15 protein-coding genes are annotated in these 17,421 nt (G+C 62.0%); 6 read left to right on the top strand and 9 right to left on the bottom strand.

What is annotated here, in order from left to right; all coding sequences use genetic code 11:
• Positions 1–19: 19 nt before the first annotated feature.
• The 4 genes from thrC to CPA56_RS01885 all read left to right on the top strand — a co-directional run bounded on the left by thrC (position 20) and on the right by CPA56_RS01885 (position 5,194).
• Complete coding sequence (gene thrC / locus CPA56_RS01900; protein WP_182040339.1) at positions 20–1,417, top strand: threonine synthase; 1,398 nt, start codon at positions 20–22, stop codon at positions 1,415–1,417.
• Between the two features lie 164 nt (positions 1,418–1,581).
• Positions 1,582–2,850, top strand: coding sequence for a M16 family metallopeptidase (locus tag CPA56_RS01895; protein ID WP_182040338.1), 1,269 nt, complete (start codon positions 1,582–1,584; stop codon positions 2,848–2,850).
• A complete protein-coding gene (locus tag CPA56_RS01890) occupies positions 2,847–4,196 on the top strand; it encodes a TldD/PmbA family protein (protein ID WP_182040337.1) in 1,350 nt (449 codons plus the stop codon). Before CPA56_RS01895 ends, CPA56_RS01890 begins: the two co-directional genes overlap by 4 nt.
• A gap of 8 nt (positions 4,197–4,204) precedes the next feature.
• On the top strand, positions 4,205–5,194 hold the full coding sequence (locus tag CPA56_RS01885) for a Tim44 domain-containing protein (protein WP_182040336.1): 990 nt from the start codon (positions 4,205–4,207) through the stop codon (positions 5,192–5,194).
• Between the two features lie 234 nt (positions 5,195–5,428).
• Here CPA56_RS01885 and CPA56_RS01880 read toward each other — a convergent pair whose 3' ends face one another.
• The 3 genes from CPA56_RS01880 to CPA56_RS01870 all read right to left on the bottom strand — a co-directional run bounded on the left by CPA56_RS01880 (position 5,429) and on the right by CPA56_RS01870 (position 8,371).
• Positions 5,429–6,394, bottom strand: coding sequence for a heme o synthase (locus tag CPA56_RS01880; RefSeq protein WP_182040335.1), 966 nt, complete (start codon positions 6,392–6,394; stop codon positions 5,429–5,431).
• Positions 6,395–6,405: 11 nt separating this feature from the next.
• A complete protein-coding gene (locus CPA56_RS01875) occupies positions 6,406–7,623 on the bottom strand; it encodes a heme-copper oxidase family protein (protein ID WP_182040334.1) in 1,218 nt (405 codons plus the stop codon).
• A 91-nt stretch (positions 7,624–7,714) separates the two neighbouring features.
• Entirely contained in the window at positions 7,715–8,371 is a 657-nt protein-coding gene (locus tag CPA56_RS01870; protein ID WP_182040333.1) for a class I SAM-dependent methyltransferase, read from the bottom strand.
• A 183-nt stretch (positions 8,372–8,554) separates the two neighbouring features.
• Here CPA56_RS01870 and CPA56_RS01865 point away from each other — a divergent pair, with 183 nt between their 5' ends.
• Positions 8,555–8,872: a hypothetical protein gene (locus tag CPA56_RS01865; RefSeq protein ID WP_182040332.1), complete on the top strand. Its 318-nt coding sequence runs from the start codon at positions 8,555–8,557 to the stop codon at positions 8,870–8,872.
• Between the two features lie 55 nt (positions 8,873–8,927).
• Here the strand turns inward: CPA56_RS01865 and gshB are convergent, their stop codons facing one another.
• Genes gshB through uvrB form a run of 4 tightly spaced genes read right to left on the bottom strand, consistent with a single transcriptional unit; the run spans position 8,928 to position 13,509 of the window.
• Complete coding sequence (gene gshB / locus CPA56_RS01860) at positions 8,928–9,914, bottom strand: glutathione synthase (protein ID WP_182040331.1); 987 nt, start codon at positions 9,912–9,914, stop codon at positions 8,928–8,930.
• Between the two features lie 59 nt (positions 9,915–9,973).
• Complete coding sequence (gene greB / locus CPA56_RS01855) at positions 9,974–10,474, bottom strand: transcription elongation factor GreB (protein ID WP_182040330.1); 501 nt, start codon at positions 10,472–10,474, stop codon at positions 9,974–9,976.
• Between the two features lie 6 nt (positions 10,475–10,480).
• Positions 10,481–11,389, bottom strand: coding sequence for an aldose 1-epimerase (locus CPA56_RS01850; protein WP_182040329.1), 909 nt, complete (start codon positions 11,387–11,389; stop codon positions 10,481–10,483).
• A 2-nt stretch (positions 11,390–11,391) separates the two neighbouring features.
• Positions 11,392–13,509, bottom strand: coding sequence for an excinuclease ABC subunit UvrB (gene uvrB, locus CPA56_RS01845; RefSeq protein ID WP_182040328.1), 2,118 nt, complete (start codon positions 13,507–13,509; stop codon positions 11,392–11,394).
• 181 nt (positions 13,510–13,690) lie between these two features.
• Here uvrB and CPA56_RS01840 point away from each other — a divergent pair, with 181 nt between their 5' ends.
• Positions 13,691–14,047: a hypothetical protein gene (locus CPA56_RS01840; RefSeq protein ID WP_086431097.1), complete on the top strand. Its 357-nt coding sequence runs from the start codon at positions 13,691–13,693 to the stop codon at positions 14,045–14,047.
• 63 nt (positions 14,048–14,110) lie between these two features.
• On the opposite strand, the gene CPA56_RS01835 is transcribed toward CPA56_RS01840, so the two are convergent.
• Positions 14,111–15,469, bottom strand: coding sequence for an ABC1 kinase family protein (locus CPA56_RS01835; RefSeq protein WP_182040327.1), 1,359 nt, complete (start codon positions 15,467–15,469; stop codon positions 14,111–14,113).
• A gap of 72 nt (positions 15,470–15,541) precedes the next feature.
• Entirely contained in the window at positions 15,542–17,401 is a 1,860-nt protein-coding gene (locus CPA56_RS01830) for a M3 family oligoendopeptidase (RefSeq protein WP_182040326.1), read from the bottom strand.
• Between the last annotated feature and the right edge of the window lie 20 nt (positions 17,402–17,421).

Raw genomic sequence — 17,421 nt, 5'->3', positions numbered from 1 at the left:
TCGGTGATATAGTGGGGGCATGCGTTATCGATCTACCCGCGGCACACTGGATGCCGCTGCCCCCGACTTCTCCGACATCCTGCTCAGCGGTCTGGCTGGTGATGGCGGGCTGTACATGCCCGATCACTGGCCGCACATTCCCCGCGATACCCTGACAAGCTGGCGCAGCCTCTCCTATGCCGATCTGGCGGCAGAGGTCATCGGCCTGTTCACCGAGGGCAGCATAGACCGTGACACCCTCCGGGCCATGACGCAGGACGTCTATGGCAGATTCGATCATGCAGCCGTCGCCCCTCTGGTCGAGGTGGAAGACGGCCTCTTTTCACTGGAGCTGTTCCACGGCCCGACCCTGGCCTTCAAGGACATGGCCATGCAGATGCTTGGCCGCCTCTTCGAGCATGTGCTGAAACAGCGCAACCATCATGTCACCATCGTTGGCGCAACATCCGGGGACACGGGGTCCGCCGCCATAGAGGCCTTCCGTGGCCGGGAACACGTGTCCATCGTCATTCTCCACCCGTACGGCCGCACGTCGGAAGTCCAGCGGCGGCAGATGACCACGGTGCTGGAGGACAACGTCCTCAACATCGCCGTGGAAGGTGACTTTGATGACTGCCAGGACATGGTCAAGGCCATGTTCGCTGATGAAGCGTTCCGCACGGACTGCGCCCTCTCCGCCGTCAACTCCATCAACTGGGCACGCATCGCCGCACAGGTTCCCTATTACGTCCGCTCCGCCCTCGCCCTGGGCGGACCGGACCGGCCGGTCTCCTTCGCCGTGCCGACCGGCAATTTCGGCAACATCCTGGCCGCCTGGGTGGCCAGCCAGATGGGCCTGCCCGTCGACCATCTCTGCGTCGGCTCCAACAGGAATGACATCCTGACCCGCTTCCTGCTGAACAACGACATGACGAAGCGACAGGTCGAGCCGAGCCTCTCCCCCTCCATGGACATCCAGGTCTCGTCCAATTTCGAGCGTCTGCTGTTCGAGATGCTGGGCCGTGATCCCAACCGCTGCCGGGCCATCATGGAAGAATTCCGGCAGACGGGCTGCATGGCCGTGCCGCATGATGCCTGGGAGCAGATCCGGGAGACCTTCCACGGTATCGCCCTGAGTGACGAGCAGACGACCGCCACGATGAAGGAGCTGTACGCTGGCAGCCATTATCTGGCGGACCCACACTCCGCCATCGGGCTGGCAGCGGGACGCCGCTTCCGTGAGGCTGGCGTGCCAATGGTGGCCGCAGCCACGGCCCACCCGGCCAAATTCCCCGATGCCGTGAAGAAGGCGACCGGCATCCATCCCGAGCTGCCGCCCCATCTGGCGGACCTGTTCTCCCGCAAGGAACGGTACGAGGTTCTTCCCAACGACCTGGAGAAGGTCAAGGCAGCCGTACGGGCACACCGGGGCTGCTGAGGCCGCCCGGACCGGATAAGGACACCATGAAAAGGGGATGGCCTCATCAGGCTGTCCCCTTTTCCGTCTGCCCCGTAAAAAACGGGGGGACTGGAAAAAGACTCCCGGCACCCCATATTCCAGACACTTCCACTCCTTCATCAGACATGGACACGCAGAACTGCATGAGCGAACAGATCAGACGTACGACCCTTGAAAATGGCCTCAACATCGTGACGGAACGGATGGAGCGTGTCGAAACCGTCTCATTCGGGGCCTATGTTGCCGCCGGCACCCGCCATGAAAGCGAGGCCACCAACGGGGCGGCCCATTTCCTTGAGCACATGGCCTTCAAGGGAACGGAACGTCGTTCTGCCATCCGCATTGCGGAAGAGATCGAAAATGTGGGTGGCTATCTCAACGCCTACACGGCCCGGGAAAACACGGCCTATTACGTCAAACTGCTGAAGAACGACCTGCCTCTCGGCGTGGACCTCATCGGGGACATCCTCACCCACAGCACCTTCCTCCCGGAAGAGGTGGAGCGGGAACGTGGGGTCATCCTTCAGGAAATCGGTCAGGCGAACGACACGCCTGATGACATCGTCTTTGACCATTTCCAGGAATGTGCCTATCCCGACCAGCCCATGGGCCGCCCCATCCTTGGCACGGAGGATGGCATCGCCAGCATGAGCCGGGAGACACTCATGGCCTACATGCACGAGCATTACAGCACGCAGAACATGGTCATCGCCGCAGCGGGCAACCTCCATCATGACGAGGTTGTCGACCTCGTCCGCACCCATTTTGCCGACCTGCCCACGCACACTCCTCCACAGGCCGTACCGGGCCGGTATGTCGGCGGCCTGAAGCAGACGGACCGCAAACTGGACCAGGTTCACCTCCTGCTGGGATTCCCCGCCCCCGGCTATCGGGAAAAAGGCTATTACAGTGCCATGATCCTCTCCACCCTGCTGGGGGGGGGCATGTCGTCCCGTCTGTTCCAGGAAATCCGGGAACGGCGCGGGCTGGTCTACAGCGTCTACACCTTTGCCAGCCCCTTTGCGGACAGCGGCATGTTCGGCCTCTATGCCGGGACCGGACCAGACAAGACGGACGAACTGATTCCTGCCGCCCTGAATGAACTCCGCACCTTCCAGAAAGGCATCGGCCGGGAGGAGCTGGACCGGGCACGCACGCAGCTCAAGGCCTCGCTTCTCATGTCTCTGGAAAGCACGGGCAGCCGCTGTGCCCAAATCGCCCGCCAGATTCAGGTCCATGACCGCATCATTTCCACCGAGGAGATGATCCGCAGGATTGACGCCGTGACGGAAGAGGACGTTCTGGCCATGGCCCGGACCATCTTCAACGGGGCCCCGACGCTGGCGACCATGGGGCCAGCCCGCAACATCCCCGGGCCGGATGCCATCCACGCCGCACTGCACACCTCATGACCGACCTCCTGCCCCATCTTGAAGCCGCCCTGAGGGCCGCCCGCCAGCACGGTGCCGACCATGCCGATGCTGTCGTGATCCGTGGCCGGAGCCGTTCGGCCATGATCCGGCAGGGCCAGGCGGAGGGCCTCCGCCATGCGGAGAGCCTGTCCCTCGGGCTGCGTGTCTTTCATGGGAGACGTGTCGCCACCGTCTCCGGGAATGAGCTGGGCCGGGCCGCCCTGGACCAGCTTGCCGAGCGGGCCTGCGCCATGGCCAGGGTCGTTCCCCCATCCCCGGATGATGGTCTGGCTGATCGGCCGCTCATTCCCGTCCCGGCCAGCATGGTTGCTGGACTTGACCTGCTCGACCCTGCTGCCGCCCCCACGATGGAGACCCTGCTGGACAGGGCACGGGAGATGGAAGACGCCGCCCTGTCGCATGACGGCATCACCAACAGTAGCGGGGCCTCGGCCAGCACGACCCTTCAGGACGTCGCCCTGGCCACCAGCTCGGGCTTTGCCGGACAGTACCGGCGCAGCGGGCACGGTTACGGCATCAGCATTCTGGCCGGTACGGGAACGCTGATGCAGCGGGATTATGCCTTTCACAATACCGTGCATCAGGCGGACCTCGACAGTCCGGCCAGCCTCGGCCACATGGCGGCCCGCCGTGCCCTCGCCCGACTGAATCCGGTACGCCCCAGGACGGGCCTCTATCCCGTCCTGTTCGATCCCCGTGTGGCAGGGTCCCTGCTGGCCCATTTCGCCGGAGCCATCAACGGGTCCGCCATCGTGCAGGAAGCCTCCTTTCTCAAGGACAGGCTGAACGATGCCGTGTTTGGGCGGGGAATCACCATCACGGACGACCCGACCCTGCCCCGCCTCTCCGGCTCCCGCCCCTTTGATGGGGAGGGCGTGGCCTGCCAGCCCCTGAACCTCGTGGAAGACGGACGGCTCCACCACTGGCTGCTCGACAGCCGCTGCGCCCGCAGGCTGGGCCTGCCCGCCAGCAATGGCCGGGCCAGCCGCAGTGGCGAGGGAAGCGTCCGACCCGGGACATCCAATCTCTTCCTTCATGCAGGCACCCACTCCCCTGAAGAGCTGAGACGTGATATCAAGGAAGGTGTGCTGATCACAGAACTGATGGGCAATGCCATCAACATGCTGACAGGGGATTACAGCCGTGGCGGTTCAGGCTTCATGATCCGCAATGGCGAGATTGCCGAACCTGTTTCAGGAATCACCGTAGCAGGCAGTCTGCCCGACATGTTTGCACGGCTCCTCCCCGCCAATGATCTCAACCTGATGGCGGGCCATCATGCTCCGACCATCCGTATTGACCAGATGAGTCTTGCTGGAGACTGACCAAGATTATGCGTATTCGTCTTCTTCCTCTTACAGCGGCAACGCTCTGCCTGCCGCTCTTCGCCCTTGCGCCGGCTGCCGATGCCAGGGCGGGCATGGGGTCCTCCATGGGCAGCCGTGGCTCCCGCACGTGGAGCGCACCGCCGCAGACAAGCGTGGCTCCCAGCTGGACCCGCCCCATGGACCGCAGCATGACGCCCCGGACACCCTCCTACTCCTCCCCTTCCTATTCGGCTCCAGCCGCAGGGAGCAGCTTCAGCCGTCCGGCCTTTGGCGGCAGTGTCCGTCCATCCTTCGCCATGCGTCATCCTTTCCTGACAGGGCTGGCTGGCGGCTTTCTGGGTGCCGGACTGTTCGGCATGCTGAGCGGGCATGGCTTCTTCAGCGGTTTCAGCGGGGGCGGCGGGTCCTTCTTCGGCTTCCTCCTTCAGGTGCTGATCGTCGCCTTCATCATCAACCTCATCATCAAGTTCTGGCGTAAGCGTTCCTCCAACGACACGTCCAGCGGTTCGGGAGCCGGTCCGTTCGGTGCTGCCGGTGGCGGAGCCTCTCCCTTCTCCGGTCCACAGCCCCAGCAGGCACCGTCACAGGAAGTCACGCTGACGAATGAAGATTACAGTGCTTTCCAGCACCTCCTGATGAACGTGCAGGCTGCCTGGAGCGCACAGGACATGATGTCCCTCCAGCGCATGGCGACGCCAGAAATGGTCAGCTATTTCAACAGCCAGCTTTCTGAACTGACGAGCCGTGGTGCCCGCAACATCATCTCCGATGTCCAGTTCCTGCGGGGTGACCTGTCCGAAGCCTGGCGGGAAGGCACCATCACCTACGCCACCGTGGCCCTGCAATATTCCGCCATTGATGTCACCACCGACAGCATGGGCAACGTTCTGGACGGCAGCAAGACCGAACGCCAGACAGTGACGGAACTCTGGACCTTCCTCCGGGCTGATGGCCGGGGCAACTGGATCCTTTCCGCCATCCAGCAGGCCGGGTGATCGACCCTCAGGACGGGAGGCGGCTCACCCTGCCTCTCCGTTCTGCCTGAATGAAAAACCCCCGCTTTCCTGAACCCTCCATGGAACAGGAAAGCGGGGATTTTCTTTCTCCCCTACGGGACAGGCCTCACAACCGGTACAAGGCCACCACAAAAAGGGCCAGCGTGAAGAAGGAAAGCCCCAAGACAATACCGAACAGACGGCCCTGACGGCGGACGGGAGTGTTACGATCGCTCATGCCAGAAGAACCCTGTCAATCAGAAGGCCACAGAAGAGAAAGAACAGATAGGCCAGTGAATAGCGGAACGCATGACGGGCAGGCCTGTCTTTCGTCAGGCTGTTCCCCTTCTCATCCTGTCTGTCGAACAGGACCCGCAGGCCGTAATAGATAAAGCCGAGGTCCAGCAGGCTGGCACAGACCGTGTAGAACCAGCCACACTGCCCGACCACGCTCGGCACGAGGGATACGGCCCCCAGAATGAAAGTGTAAATGACGATCTGCCAGCGTGTATGGCGTGCGCCCTTCACGACCGGCAGCATGGGGATGCCCGCACTCTCATAATCCTTGCAGGCATAGAGGGAGAGCGACCAGAAATGCGGAGGCGTCCACAGAAAGACGATGGCGAACATCACCACCGGCAGCACGTCCAGCGATCCCATCGTCGCCGCCCAGCCGATCATGGGAGGGAAGGCCCCGGCTGCACCACCGATCACGATGTTCTGCGGCGTACTGCGCTTGAGCCACATGGTGTAGATCACACCATAGAAGAAAATGGAAAAGGCCAGAATACCTGCGGCCAGCAGGTTGGTCGTCAGCCAGAGCAGCACGACCGAGACCACCGACAGCACGACCGCATAGACCAGCGCACTGGTCGGCTGGACACGCCCACCGGGAACAGGACGGACCCTGGTCCGCTTCATGATCGCATCAATGTCACGATCATACCACATGTTGATGGCACCGGCGGCACCAGCCCCGATGCAGATGCAGGCAATGATGACCAGCCCTACGGGCACTGGCGGCCATTTCGGGGCCACGGCCATGCCAGCAAGGCCGGTAAAGACCACAAGCGAGATCACACGCGGCTTGAGCAGGGCTATCCAGTCCTGCAGGGCGGCATCTCCATCCTGCCCCTCCACACGCAGCGTCCCCAGAAACCGTGCCAGTGGAGACGCTGAAAGACCGGATGATGCCTGCATGGAAAAACGCCTTACTGTTTACGAAGAAGTCCCGTCACCCCGTGGGTCCGTTCAACAAGCATACCATACCACACCATTCCGGCGGGCAGGGCAAACATGAGCAGGCTGGTTCCCATCAGCAGGGCGGCGGGCAGGACCATCTGCGGCAGGACGGAACAGAGAGCACCGGCAAAGGTGACCATCGCATGGACCGTCCCAAAAATGGCGAAGAACCGGCCACGCCGCACCAGCCTGCTCCCGCACCAGCCATAGAAGGCGGCACTGAGGGCCAGAAGGCTGCCGAACATCACCAGCTGATGACCGGCAGCACCCAGCATGAAGGCCCCCGGCTGCATGGTCTGCGAGGCCCAGAGAGGTTCGGTCAGCATCGCCGCCCACCCGGCGAGCAGCAGGACCAGCCCTCCGGACGCCCAGCCTGCGACAGAGCCGGAAGGCAGGGACACACGCCAGAGATCACCGGCAAAGGCCACCAGCAGGACCAGACAGGGCAGCCCAAGCCCGACGGTCAGCCCTCCCCTGTAAACCGAGGATGACAGCTCACCGAACAGATGGTCCGCCCAGAGCAGAACCGGCACCACGCCCATGATGCCGAAGGCATAGGGCGCACACCGGGCCACCAGTCCCTGCTTCAGGCCCACGGGCAGCAGGGCCGCCAATATGATTCCGAGCGACGGCACACTCAGCAGGGTCATTTCCACGCTGCCACGCAGAACCGTCAGCAGGGCATCCGGTCCGGCTCCGGCCATGCCGCTCCGCAGCAGGAAGGCCAGCAGGACGGGGGCGATGATGAGCATGGACAGGGCATCCGCCAGAAAGGCCCAGACCAGGGGCGGGCACTGACGGAACGGAATGGAACGCATCTCCAGCACGGTGGCCAGCACGTTGAAGGCCAGAGCCAGAACGCCGACACACCAGAGAGCCAGCCCGACAGACGGCATGACCGGCAGCAGGAACGCCCCGACGGCCAGCACGCCAAAACCGATGCGGGCCGCAGATGGCAGGGCCATGCCCTCACCCTTCAGCAGCTCCGGCAGGAACCACGGGGCCATCCCTCCCAGAAAGGCGGGGCAGACCACATAGAAGGTCATCAGCACGGCATGGGAGACGATGACACCCGCCGAGGGATGCATATGCAGGAAAGGCAGCCCCATGACGCCCCCCAGCATACCGGCAAACAACGCCAGCAGAAAAAACGCCCCGCCACTTCCCCCACGACGGGAGGAAGACACTGTCTGAAATAATGGCCCTGAAGTCACGCTATTCCGCCAGCCTGTTACAACAATGAAACGTCCGCTCCGTCACGGGAGCGGGTGATGCTTCCTACTTAGTCCCCTCATGAGGCAATGTCACGAGGGTGAACAGCCCGGCTGGCGGAACGGGCGTGATGGTCGCCCGGGCCATGTCTTCCGGCGGCAGAAGGGATTCAATGGCAAAGTCAGGGTGCCAGCCCAGCGCACGGGAGGCCCGGGCCATGACCTTCTCCACCTTCAGCCGGACGCCCCCTGTCGCAAGGAAATGATTGACGAAAAGGATGTGTCCCCCCGGCCGGACGACCCGTTTCAGCTCCGCCAGCAGCAAGTCCGGGTTAGGCACGACAGACGCCACGAACATGCCGACGGCGATGTCGAAACTGTCATCAGCGAAGCTGGTATGCTCGGCGTCCATCACCATAAGTTCATCTATGTTACGCAGGCCATCACGCTTCACGCGTTCCCGGGCAAGGGCCAGCATGTCCTCGGAAAGATCGATTCCGGTTATGCGCTTGTCCGCTCCATAGGAAGGCAGGGCCAGCCCCGTACCGACACCAACCTCTAGCACACGCTCCCCCGGCAGGGCATTGACAGCCGCCACGGCCCGCCGCCGTCCGAAAGCGGAGACACCACCAAAAACCTTGTCATACATTCGTGCCCAACGGCGATAGGCCTCACGCACGCTATCAGCATCAAGAGAAGAACGGGGTTTAAGGGAAGACACCATGAAAATGCAGCCTCAACTGTCTGCCCCCAACAAAGCGGGGAGCATTATCGCCACTGATACGGATCAGTCCGCCCTTTCTTGCCTCCCAACGCCCTTGGCTGACAAGGTATCCGGACGATATTATGCGAAAAAATTTGGTTTACCTGTCATATACAGAACCAGAACTCATATCAGGATTATGTGATGAAACATCTTGATCTCATACTGCTCCTTCTCTGCCTGTTCTTCTGGGGAGCACTGTATGTCGTCTATTACAAGGACCGGCTCTTCCCTTGGCTCATCAACCGTTTTACCCGGGACAGGCGGCCGAAAAACATGAAAATAGACAACGGTTATTTCCCGGACGGCACGCCCATCCCCTTCCGTGAGAACCTGTATCCTTCCCCCAAAAGGGAAGAGGATGAGACAGCCGGAACGGACACCTCATCCCCTGAAGAACACCCCTCCTCTCCATCGGAAAAACCCTCCGGTGAGGAAGGAAAATCAGGCCACGGTCACTGACCTGCCCTGGCAGCGGAGAGAAGCGGCACGCCGCCCCCTCACCGTCTCCGACCTGTCAGGAGAGACGGGCCTCGATGCAGTCCCAGATCATCCCGGCACTGTTGATGCCGTCAAAACGGTCCAGTTCCTGAAGGCCCGTCGGGGAGGTGACGTTGATCTCCGTCAGCCAGTTCCCGATCACGTCAATCCCCGTGAAAATGAGGCCATGTTCCTTCAGGTACGGGCCGATGGTCCGGCAGATTTCCCTGTCCCGGTCCGTCAGCTCCACACGCTCAGCACGGCCGCCGACATGCATGTTGGAGCGGGCATCGCCCTGTGCGGGAACACGGTTGATCGCCCCGATCGGCTCGCCATCCACAAGTATGATGCGCTTGTCCCCCAGCCGCACGGCAGGCTCGTAACGCTGCACCATCAGCGGTTCACGGGAGCGGGAGAAGTGCATCTCCAGCAGGGAAGAGAAATTCTCGTCATCCTCCTTCACCCGGAAAATGCCCGCTCCGCCATTGCCATAAAGCGGCTTCAGGATGATGTCCCTGTGCTTCTGCCGGAAGGCCACGATCGCCTCCCGGTCCCACGTCACCAGCGTTGGCGGCATGAGCTGGGGAAAATGCGTGACCAGCAGCTTCTCCGGTGCATTGCGTACGGACACCGGGTCATTCACCACGAGGGCCTGCCCCTCGCCCGTGCCATGAACATGCTCCAGCATGTGGGTCGCCGTGATGTAGCCCATGTCGAAAGGCGGGTCCTGGCGCATGAGCACGACATCACATGAACCGATGTCCAGAACCTCCTCCGGACCAAAGGCGGCGTGATCGCCCTTCTTCCGCTGCACGGTCACCCTGCGGCTCCGGGCCTGGAGACGGCCCGCCGTGCCCTTCCCTTCCAGCAGGGACAGGGTGGTGGGGTGATAGACATGCAGCTCGTGCCCCCGACGCTGGGCTTCCAGCATCAGGGCGAAGGTGGAATCACCGTCAATGTTGATGTCTTCCAGCGGGTCCATCTGCACGGCAACACGCCGCCGGGAGGAAGAGGACTGGACCATAAGAATAACTCCGCAAAAGCAGTTCAGGACCGAACGGTTTCTTTCAGGACCCCACCATATCAGGCCGGGGCCGGATAGGCGATGGACAGCACTTCCACAAGGACGGGGCCGGATGGTGTCTGCATGGTGACCTCATCATGCACGGCAGCTTTCATGAGAGCACGGGCCACCGGAGCCTGCAGGCTGACCTCCCCATGCTCCAGCCGGGCCTCATCCACGCCAAGGATCGTCACGGTATAGCGACGGTCCTCCTCATCCGCATAGCAGACGGTGGCCCCGAAGAAGACACGGTTCCGGTTGGCCTGGGCTGCCGGATCGACGATCACGGCCTGATCCAGCCGTTTCGTCAGGAAGCGGATGCGCCGGTCAATCTCCCGCAGGCGGCGTTTGCCATACTGATAGTCCGCATTCTCCGAACGGTCGCCATTACTCGCCGCCCATGAGACGACCTCCACGACCTGCGGCCGCTCCTTCTGGGTCAGCTCCTTCAGCTCCGCCCGCATCCGGGCCGCACCCTGTGGGGAAAGATAACGGTGCAGGGCAATCTTCTCGGCAGCCATCCGGCGTCAGCCTTCCGCCGGGCGACGTGAGGCATCGGCACGAAAGCGGATCATGCCGCCAAGGCTCTGCCCCGGTGCCAGCACATGCACGCCACGTCCGGCAACCTCCGGTCTGTTGATGGCGTCCGTCATGCTCGTGACCGGCTCGATGGCCACATAGCCCTCCTCCGGCTGGGAGAAGACCACCAGATGCGAGAAAATCCGGTCCGCCTCCACCGTCAGGCCCGGCAGGCCACCGGGCTGCTCCAGCCGGGCCTGACCGGCAAATCCGACAAACCCGTTATCCAGCCTCAGCTCCTCAAGGGCCTGTCCTTTCGAAAAATCCCACTCACCTTCGCAAACCTTTTTTTCGGTCGGCAGGCCGTGACCGTCCGTCAACCAGACCGAGTCCGCCGCGAATTTCAGACGGGAGCCAGCCTCCGCATGGAAGAAAGGATGGAACCCCAGACCGACCGGCTGATCGACCGTATCGCTGTTCCGGATCACGATGGAGACATGCAGCCCGTCCGCCCGCAGCTCGTAGGACATGACGGCCCGATAGGCATAGGGCCACTCCCCCCGACCAGCCCCATCATCAGAAGGCGTGTGATCGAAGGTCAGGATGGCGTGACTGTCCGCCCTGTGCGTCACCTGCCATTCATGCTCCCAGCCATTGCCATGGATGGGATGCGGGCAGCCCTCCATGTTGGGGAGCAGCCTGTGCTCTTCCCCCCCAAAGGCAAAATGCCCGTCAGCAATCCTGTTGACATAGGGCAGCAGAGGATAGGCCCCCACGGCCACGCCCTTCTGGTTCCGCAGGGCCGGATTGGCGACCGGACGGAACATGTCATGCCCGTGCACCTGCCACTGGCCAAGGGCAGCTCCCGTCTCCGGCAGGATGGTCAGGCTCTGCCCGTCTCTCTTGAGTTCCAGCATGGTCAGTCCTTCTTTTTCCGTCTGGTCGTCTTGCGTTGTCTGGCCTGCGAAGCTGCCGGAGGTGGAGCGATGAGGCCAATGTCACTGGCCTCCCGCCGGTGGATCTCATCCCGCAGGGCGGCAGCCTGCTCAAAGTCCAGCTCTGCCGCCGCTTCACGCATTTTCTTGCGCAGATCGTCAATGGTGAGCTGCGGATCAGACTCCGGCGGAGCTTCCTTGCCCGCCAGCTCTTCCTGAAAGAGCGTGTCGCTGATGCGGCTGCGGACCGTCTGCGGCGTGATGCCGTGCGCCTCGTTCCAGGCCATCTGCTTTTCCCGGCGGCGGGCCGTTTCCTCGATGGCGTAGCGCAGGCTGTCCGTTTCCTTGTCCGCATAGAGCAGGACACGGCCATTCACGTTACGGGCCGCACGGCCGATCGTCTGCACCAGAGAGGTACGGGACCGCAGGAATCCTTCCTTGTCCGCATCGAGAATCGCCACAAGGGCACATTCGGGAATATCCAGCCCTTCCCGCAGCAGGTTGATGCCCACGAGAACATCAAAGGCTCCCAGCCGCAGGTCCCGGATGATCTCCATGCGCTCCAGCGTATCAATGTCGGAATGGAGATACCGCACCTTCACGCCATGTTCGGAAAGATATTCCGTCAGGTCCTCAGCCATGCGCTTGGTCAGGGTCGTGACGAGGACACGGCCATTCTCGGCAATGGTCGCCCTGGCCTCATGCAGCAGGTCGTCCACCTGCCCTTCCACGGGTCGGATGATAGTGATGGGGTCTGTCAGGCCGGTCGGACGGATGATCTGCTCGGCAAACACGCCTTCCGTCTGTTCCATCTCCCACGGCCCCGGCGTGGCGGACACGAAGATGCTCTGCGGCCGGAAGGCATCCCACTCCGAAAAAGACAGGGGCCGGTTATCCAGACAGGAGGGAAGACGGAACCCAAAATCTGCCAGCGTTTCCTTGCGGGCACGGTCCCCCCGTTCCATCCCGCCAATCTGGGGCACGCCGACATGGCTTTCATCCACGATCAGCAGGGCATCTTCCGGCAGATATTCAAAGAGGGTTGGCGGCGGATCACCGGGACGGCGACCTGAAAGATAGCGGGAGTAGTTCTCAATCCCCTTGCAGACGCCTGTCGTTTCCAGCATCTCAAGATCAAAATTGGTCCGCTGGAGGATGCGTTCTTCCTCCAGCGGCTTTCCCTTGTCCCTGAAATACTGGATGCGGTCCTGCAGTTCATCCTTGATGCTGACCATCGCCTGATTGAGCGTAGGGCGGGGCGTCACATAATGGGAGCTGGCATAGAGGCTGACCTCTTCAAGATCAGCCGTCTTCTCCCCCGTCAGCGGGTCGAATTCGGTGATGCTCTCCACCTCATCCCCGAAGAGCATGACACGCCACGCCCTATCCTCGTTCTGGATGGGGAAAATGTCCACCTGCTCCCCCCGCACCCGGAATGACCCACGCTCGAAGGCCAGATCATTCCGCTGATATTGCAGCTCCACCAGATGGCGGATCAGATCGTCCCGGTCGATGATCTCCCCCGGCACGAGGCGGATTTTCATGCGGGCATAAGATTCGGGCGAGCCGATACCATAAATGCAGGACACGGAGGCCACGATGATGACATCGTTCCTTTCCAGCAGGGCCTGCGTGGCAGCATGGCGCATCCGGTCGATGCGCTCATTGCGCTGGCTGTCCTTCTCGATGAAGGTATCCGAGCGGGGCACATAGGCTTCCGGCTGATAGTAATCATAGTAGGAAACGAAATATTCCACCGCATTGTCGGGGAAGAACTGTTTCATCTCACTATAGAGCTGGGCCGCCAGTGTCTTGTTGGGAGCCATGATGAGCGTGGGCCGCTGCGCCGCCTCAATCACCTTGGCCATGGTGAAGGTCTTGCCCGACCCCGTCACGCCCATCAGCACCTGGTCCCGCTCCCCAGCCTTCAGCCCGTCCAGCAGGGCGGCGATGGCCTGCGGCTGGTCCCCGGAGGGTTCGTAATCGGACTTCACGACAAACCGGTTGATCTTCGGTTTGGCGGGCTGTTTTTCAGGGAAAAAATCCGTCTGGCGGGGTGCGACAGGTTTTTTCTTTCTGCGGGACGACGAAGAGACTGTCATTGCCCCTAAATGGGCACATCTGTCCGCTGCCACAAGATGCCTTTACTGGAATAAATGCACCCTCTTCCCCTCACTGCCTGTTCCTCATAAAAAGACTGGCAGTTTTTGGGAGGTTGTTTACCATTGGTCTGCCTCTTGACTGCCCATTGAGGCTCCACTTCCACAAAAAGGTCAGAACCTTATGGATATCGAACAGATCGAGCAGAGCTACACGCAGTTCCGCAACACGGCGCAGCAGGCCTTCCAGCTGATTGACCGGCTGATCGGCCAGATGCAGGACGCCTCGCAGAATGGCGACACGCAGGCTGGGGAATGGGCTGCGAGCCTCCAGCAGATTTCCTCCATCTTCCAGAATGGCCAAGGCCATGCCGGAGACCTCGTCGGCCAGCTGGCCGGTCTGGTGAGCCATCTCGGCGAGAAAAATGGGGGCGAAAGCTCCGGTGAGCAGAGCAGCGGCTTCGCCAGCTTCGGCAAGGCCCTCCAGCAGGACGTGATCCAGGAAATCGGCGGCAACCTGCTGAGCAAATTCTTCCGCTGACAGTTCCCTGCCCATCCTGACAGGCAAGGCCGGACCGGTATGCTCACCCGTCCGGCCTTGCCTTCATCTGGCGGGCTGGACCTGCGCCTTCCGCAGGGCATCCTTCTGCCGGGCCGCCAGAACATCCACATTGAAATCCTGCGTCAGCTCCATGAAGAGCCGGTGCCAGTTCACCCGTGCTCCCAGCCGCAGGAAGGCACTGCCCAGCCCGATGGCCGAGCGGTCCAGCATGACGAATTCCCGTGGCAGAGTGATGCCGCCCGTGCGCTTCAGCCCGTCATAGACATGCTCCAGCACCCGGCGGGCCTCCTGCGGGTTGTTGCTCTCTTCCACGTTGCAGATTTCATCCGTCATGAGAGGACGATAGAAGAAGCGTGCCCACTCATTGAGCACGGCAGCCCGCTCCCGTGAAATGTCCCTGAAGCCCCAGTCATGATAGGCCTCGTAGGCCCGTTCCTCATCGCCATCCCGCAGGGCATCGAAGAGAGACAGAACACCACCGACAAACCGGGGCGAGAAAATGCGTACGGAACCGAAATCCAACAGGTTCAGCCCACCATCCTGCCGCACGGTGAAATTGCCCATGTGCGGGTCACCATGCACGACACCATAATGATAGACGGGCCTGTACCAAGCCTTGAACAGCGCAACCGCAATGGCGTTGCGCTCTTCCTGCGGGAGCTGTTCCTCCAGCACGGACTTCATGGAGCGCCCCCCCACCCAGTCCATCGTCAGCAGCCGTTCCGTGACCAGCCCGGGTACGGGAGCAGGCACGGTGACTTCCGGCACGTCCGCCAGCATGAGCCTGTAGAGCCGCAGGTGGCTGGCCTCCCGTGTATAATCCAGCTCTTCCCGCATCCGTTCGGCCAGTTCGGCATAGACCTCATCCTGCCGGATGGCATTGCCCACGAGGCTGAACACGCCCAGACCCCGCTTCAGCTGCCGGAGGTCCTGCTCCATGGCTCCCGCCATGCCGGGATATTGCAGCTTGCAGGCCACCTCACGTCCGTCAGCCAGAGCCGCACGATGCACCTGCCCCAGCGACGCCGCCGCCACGGCCTCATGGCTGAAAGACCGGAAGCGGGATTCCCACCCCGCCCCCAGCTCGGCCCTCATCCGCCGCTGGACAAAATTCCATCCCATCGGCGGCGCATTGGCCTGGAGATGGGCCAGCTCCTCGGCATAGTCATCAGGCAGGGCACCGGGAATGGTCGAGAGAAGCTGGGCAGCCTTCATCATCGGGCCTTTCAGGTTGCCCAGAACGGCCCGCAGCTCCTCCGCATGGGTGGTCGTGTTGCTCCGCAGGCCCAGCTTGTGCCCGGCCATGCGGGCCGCAACACCCCCCACCATGCTGGAGGCCCGGAACATGCGCTGCATGTTATCGACAAAGCCCGTCCTGTCGATGTCACGTTCACGTGCCATGATCTCAACCCTTACCTGTTGCCCTGTCAGGCAGTGTGCCAGCCCGCATGGCATGCAGGCCGGCTTTCATCCTCATGCGGCCGGTTCAGCCTCAAGCTGGTCGATCAGCCCGGAAATGACATCCAGACCACGGTTCCAGAAGGACGGATCACCGGCATTCAGCCCGAACGGTGCGAGCAGCTCCTGATGGCGCAACGTGCCACCGGCGGCAAGCATCTCCTTGTATTTTTCCGCAAAGCCTGCCGGGCTGTCCTGATACACGCCATAAAGCGCATTCACCAGACAGTCGCCAAAGGCATAGGCGTACACATAGAAGGGCGAGTGGATGAAATGCGGAATGTATGACCAGTAGAGGTCATAATCCGGGGTGAAGCTGAAGGCCGGGCCAAGGCTGCGTGTCTGCACGTCCCGCCAGATTTCACCAAGACGCTCGGCAGGGATTTCGCCCCTACGGCGTTCATCATGCACCTGCACCTCGAACTGGTAGAAGGCGATCTGCCGCACGACCGTGTTCAGCATGTCCTCCACCTTGGAGGCCAGCAGATGATGACGGCGTTTCGGATCACTCTCCGCATCCAGCAGGGACTGGAAGGTCAGCATCTCCCCGAAGACGGAGGCCGTCTCGGCCAGCGTCAGCGGCGTGTCGGAACGGAGATAGCCCTGCTTCTTCCCGGCCAGCATCTGATGGATGCCGTGCCCCATCTCATGGGCCAGCGTCATGACGTCACGGGGACGGCCATGATAGTTCATCAGCAGGTAAGGATGCACGGAGGGCACGACCGGATGGGCAAACGCCCCGGAAGACTTGCCCGGTACGGCTGCCGCATCGATCCACGGGCTGTTGAGGAACGTGCTGGCATGGCGGCCCATCTCCTCATCAAAATCCTGATAGGCACGCTGGACAATCGCCTTGCCCTCATCCCAGCTCAGCCGCCTGTCCTGCACATCAGGCAGCGGGGCGTTACGGTCCCAGTGTTCCAGCTTTTCCAGCCCCAGCCAGCGGGCCTTCATGCCGTAATAACGATGGGAGAGACGGGAGAAGGACGACTGCACGGCATCCACCAGCGCGTCCACCACCTCATCTTCCACCATGTTCGCCCGGTTGCGGCCACTGACAGGACGAGGATAGCCCCGCATGATGTCGATCGTGGCCTTGTCCTTGGCCAGCGTGTTGGTGATGTCCACCAGCAGCTTGTTGTTGGCTGCCAGCGTGGCACTGATGGCCCTGGCCGCCTCTTCCCGCTTTTTCCGGTCGCTGTCCGTCATGTAATTGAACACGTCGCCCAGCGGCTGCTCTTTCCCCTCGAAGGAGACCATCAGCCCGGCCATGGTCTCGTCAAACAGCCGCACCCACGCATTCCGGCCAGAGACGGCCATGTCCATCAGGACACGCTCAACCTCATCGGAAAGCTGATAGGGGCGGAAGACCCGCAGGTCCCGCAGATAAGGTTTCCATGAGGCCAGCTCCGCATTCTCGCTGAAGCCTTTCTCAAGGGCTGCATCATCCAGCCGGTTCAGCTCCAGCGGGAAGAACAGCAGAAAGGCTGAAATGGCGGTCAGACGTTCCCGCACGCTCTGGGCGAAACGGCCACAGGCGGGGTCGGTCGTGTGGGCTGCAAAGAGAAGCTGGGAATAGGAGCCGATCTTCCCTAGCCCCTCCTCGATCACCTCATAGCCCTGGAGGGCATGGGCCAGATCGGCCGGAGAGGCCTTGCCCAGCGTACCCTTCCAGCGGTTTTCGAATGTCCGGGCCACATGCTCCAGCCGGACGAAATCCGACTCAATGGCCGGGTCTTCCGGGGAGGCATAGAGGTCGGAAAGGTCCCAGCGGGGGGCGGCCACGGGCGCAGCCGCCTCACCTTCCGGGGCAGAAACCTGCCTGCCTTCCGGCAGACGGGCAAGAGAGCGTGTCTTGAGAAATGATGTCGTCATCCCATCAGACTAGCCAAGCG

It is taken from the genome of Bombella mellum (assembly GCF_014048465.1).
Lineage (GTDB): Bacteria > Pseudomonadota > Alphaproteobacteria > Acetobacterales > Acetobacteraceae > Bombella > Bombella mellum.
This window is presented reverse-complemented; position numbering and strand designations above follow the sequence as displayed.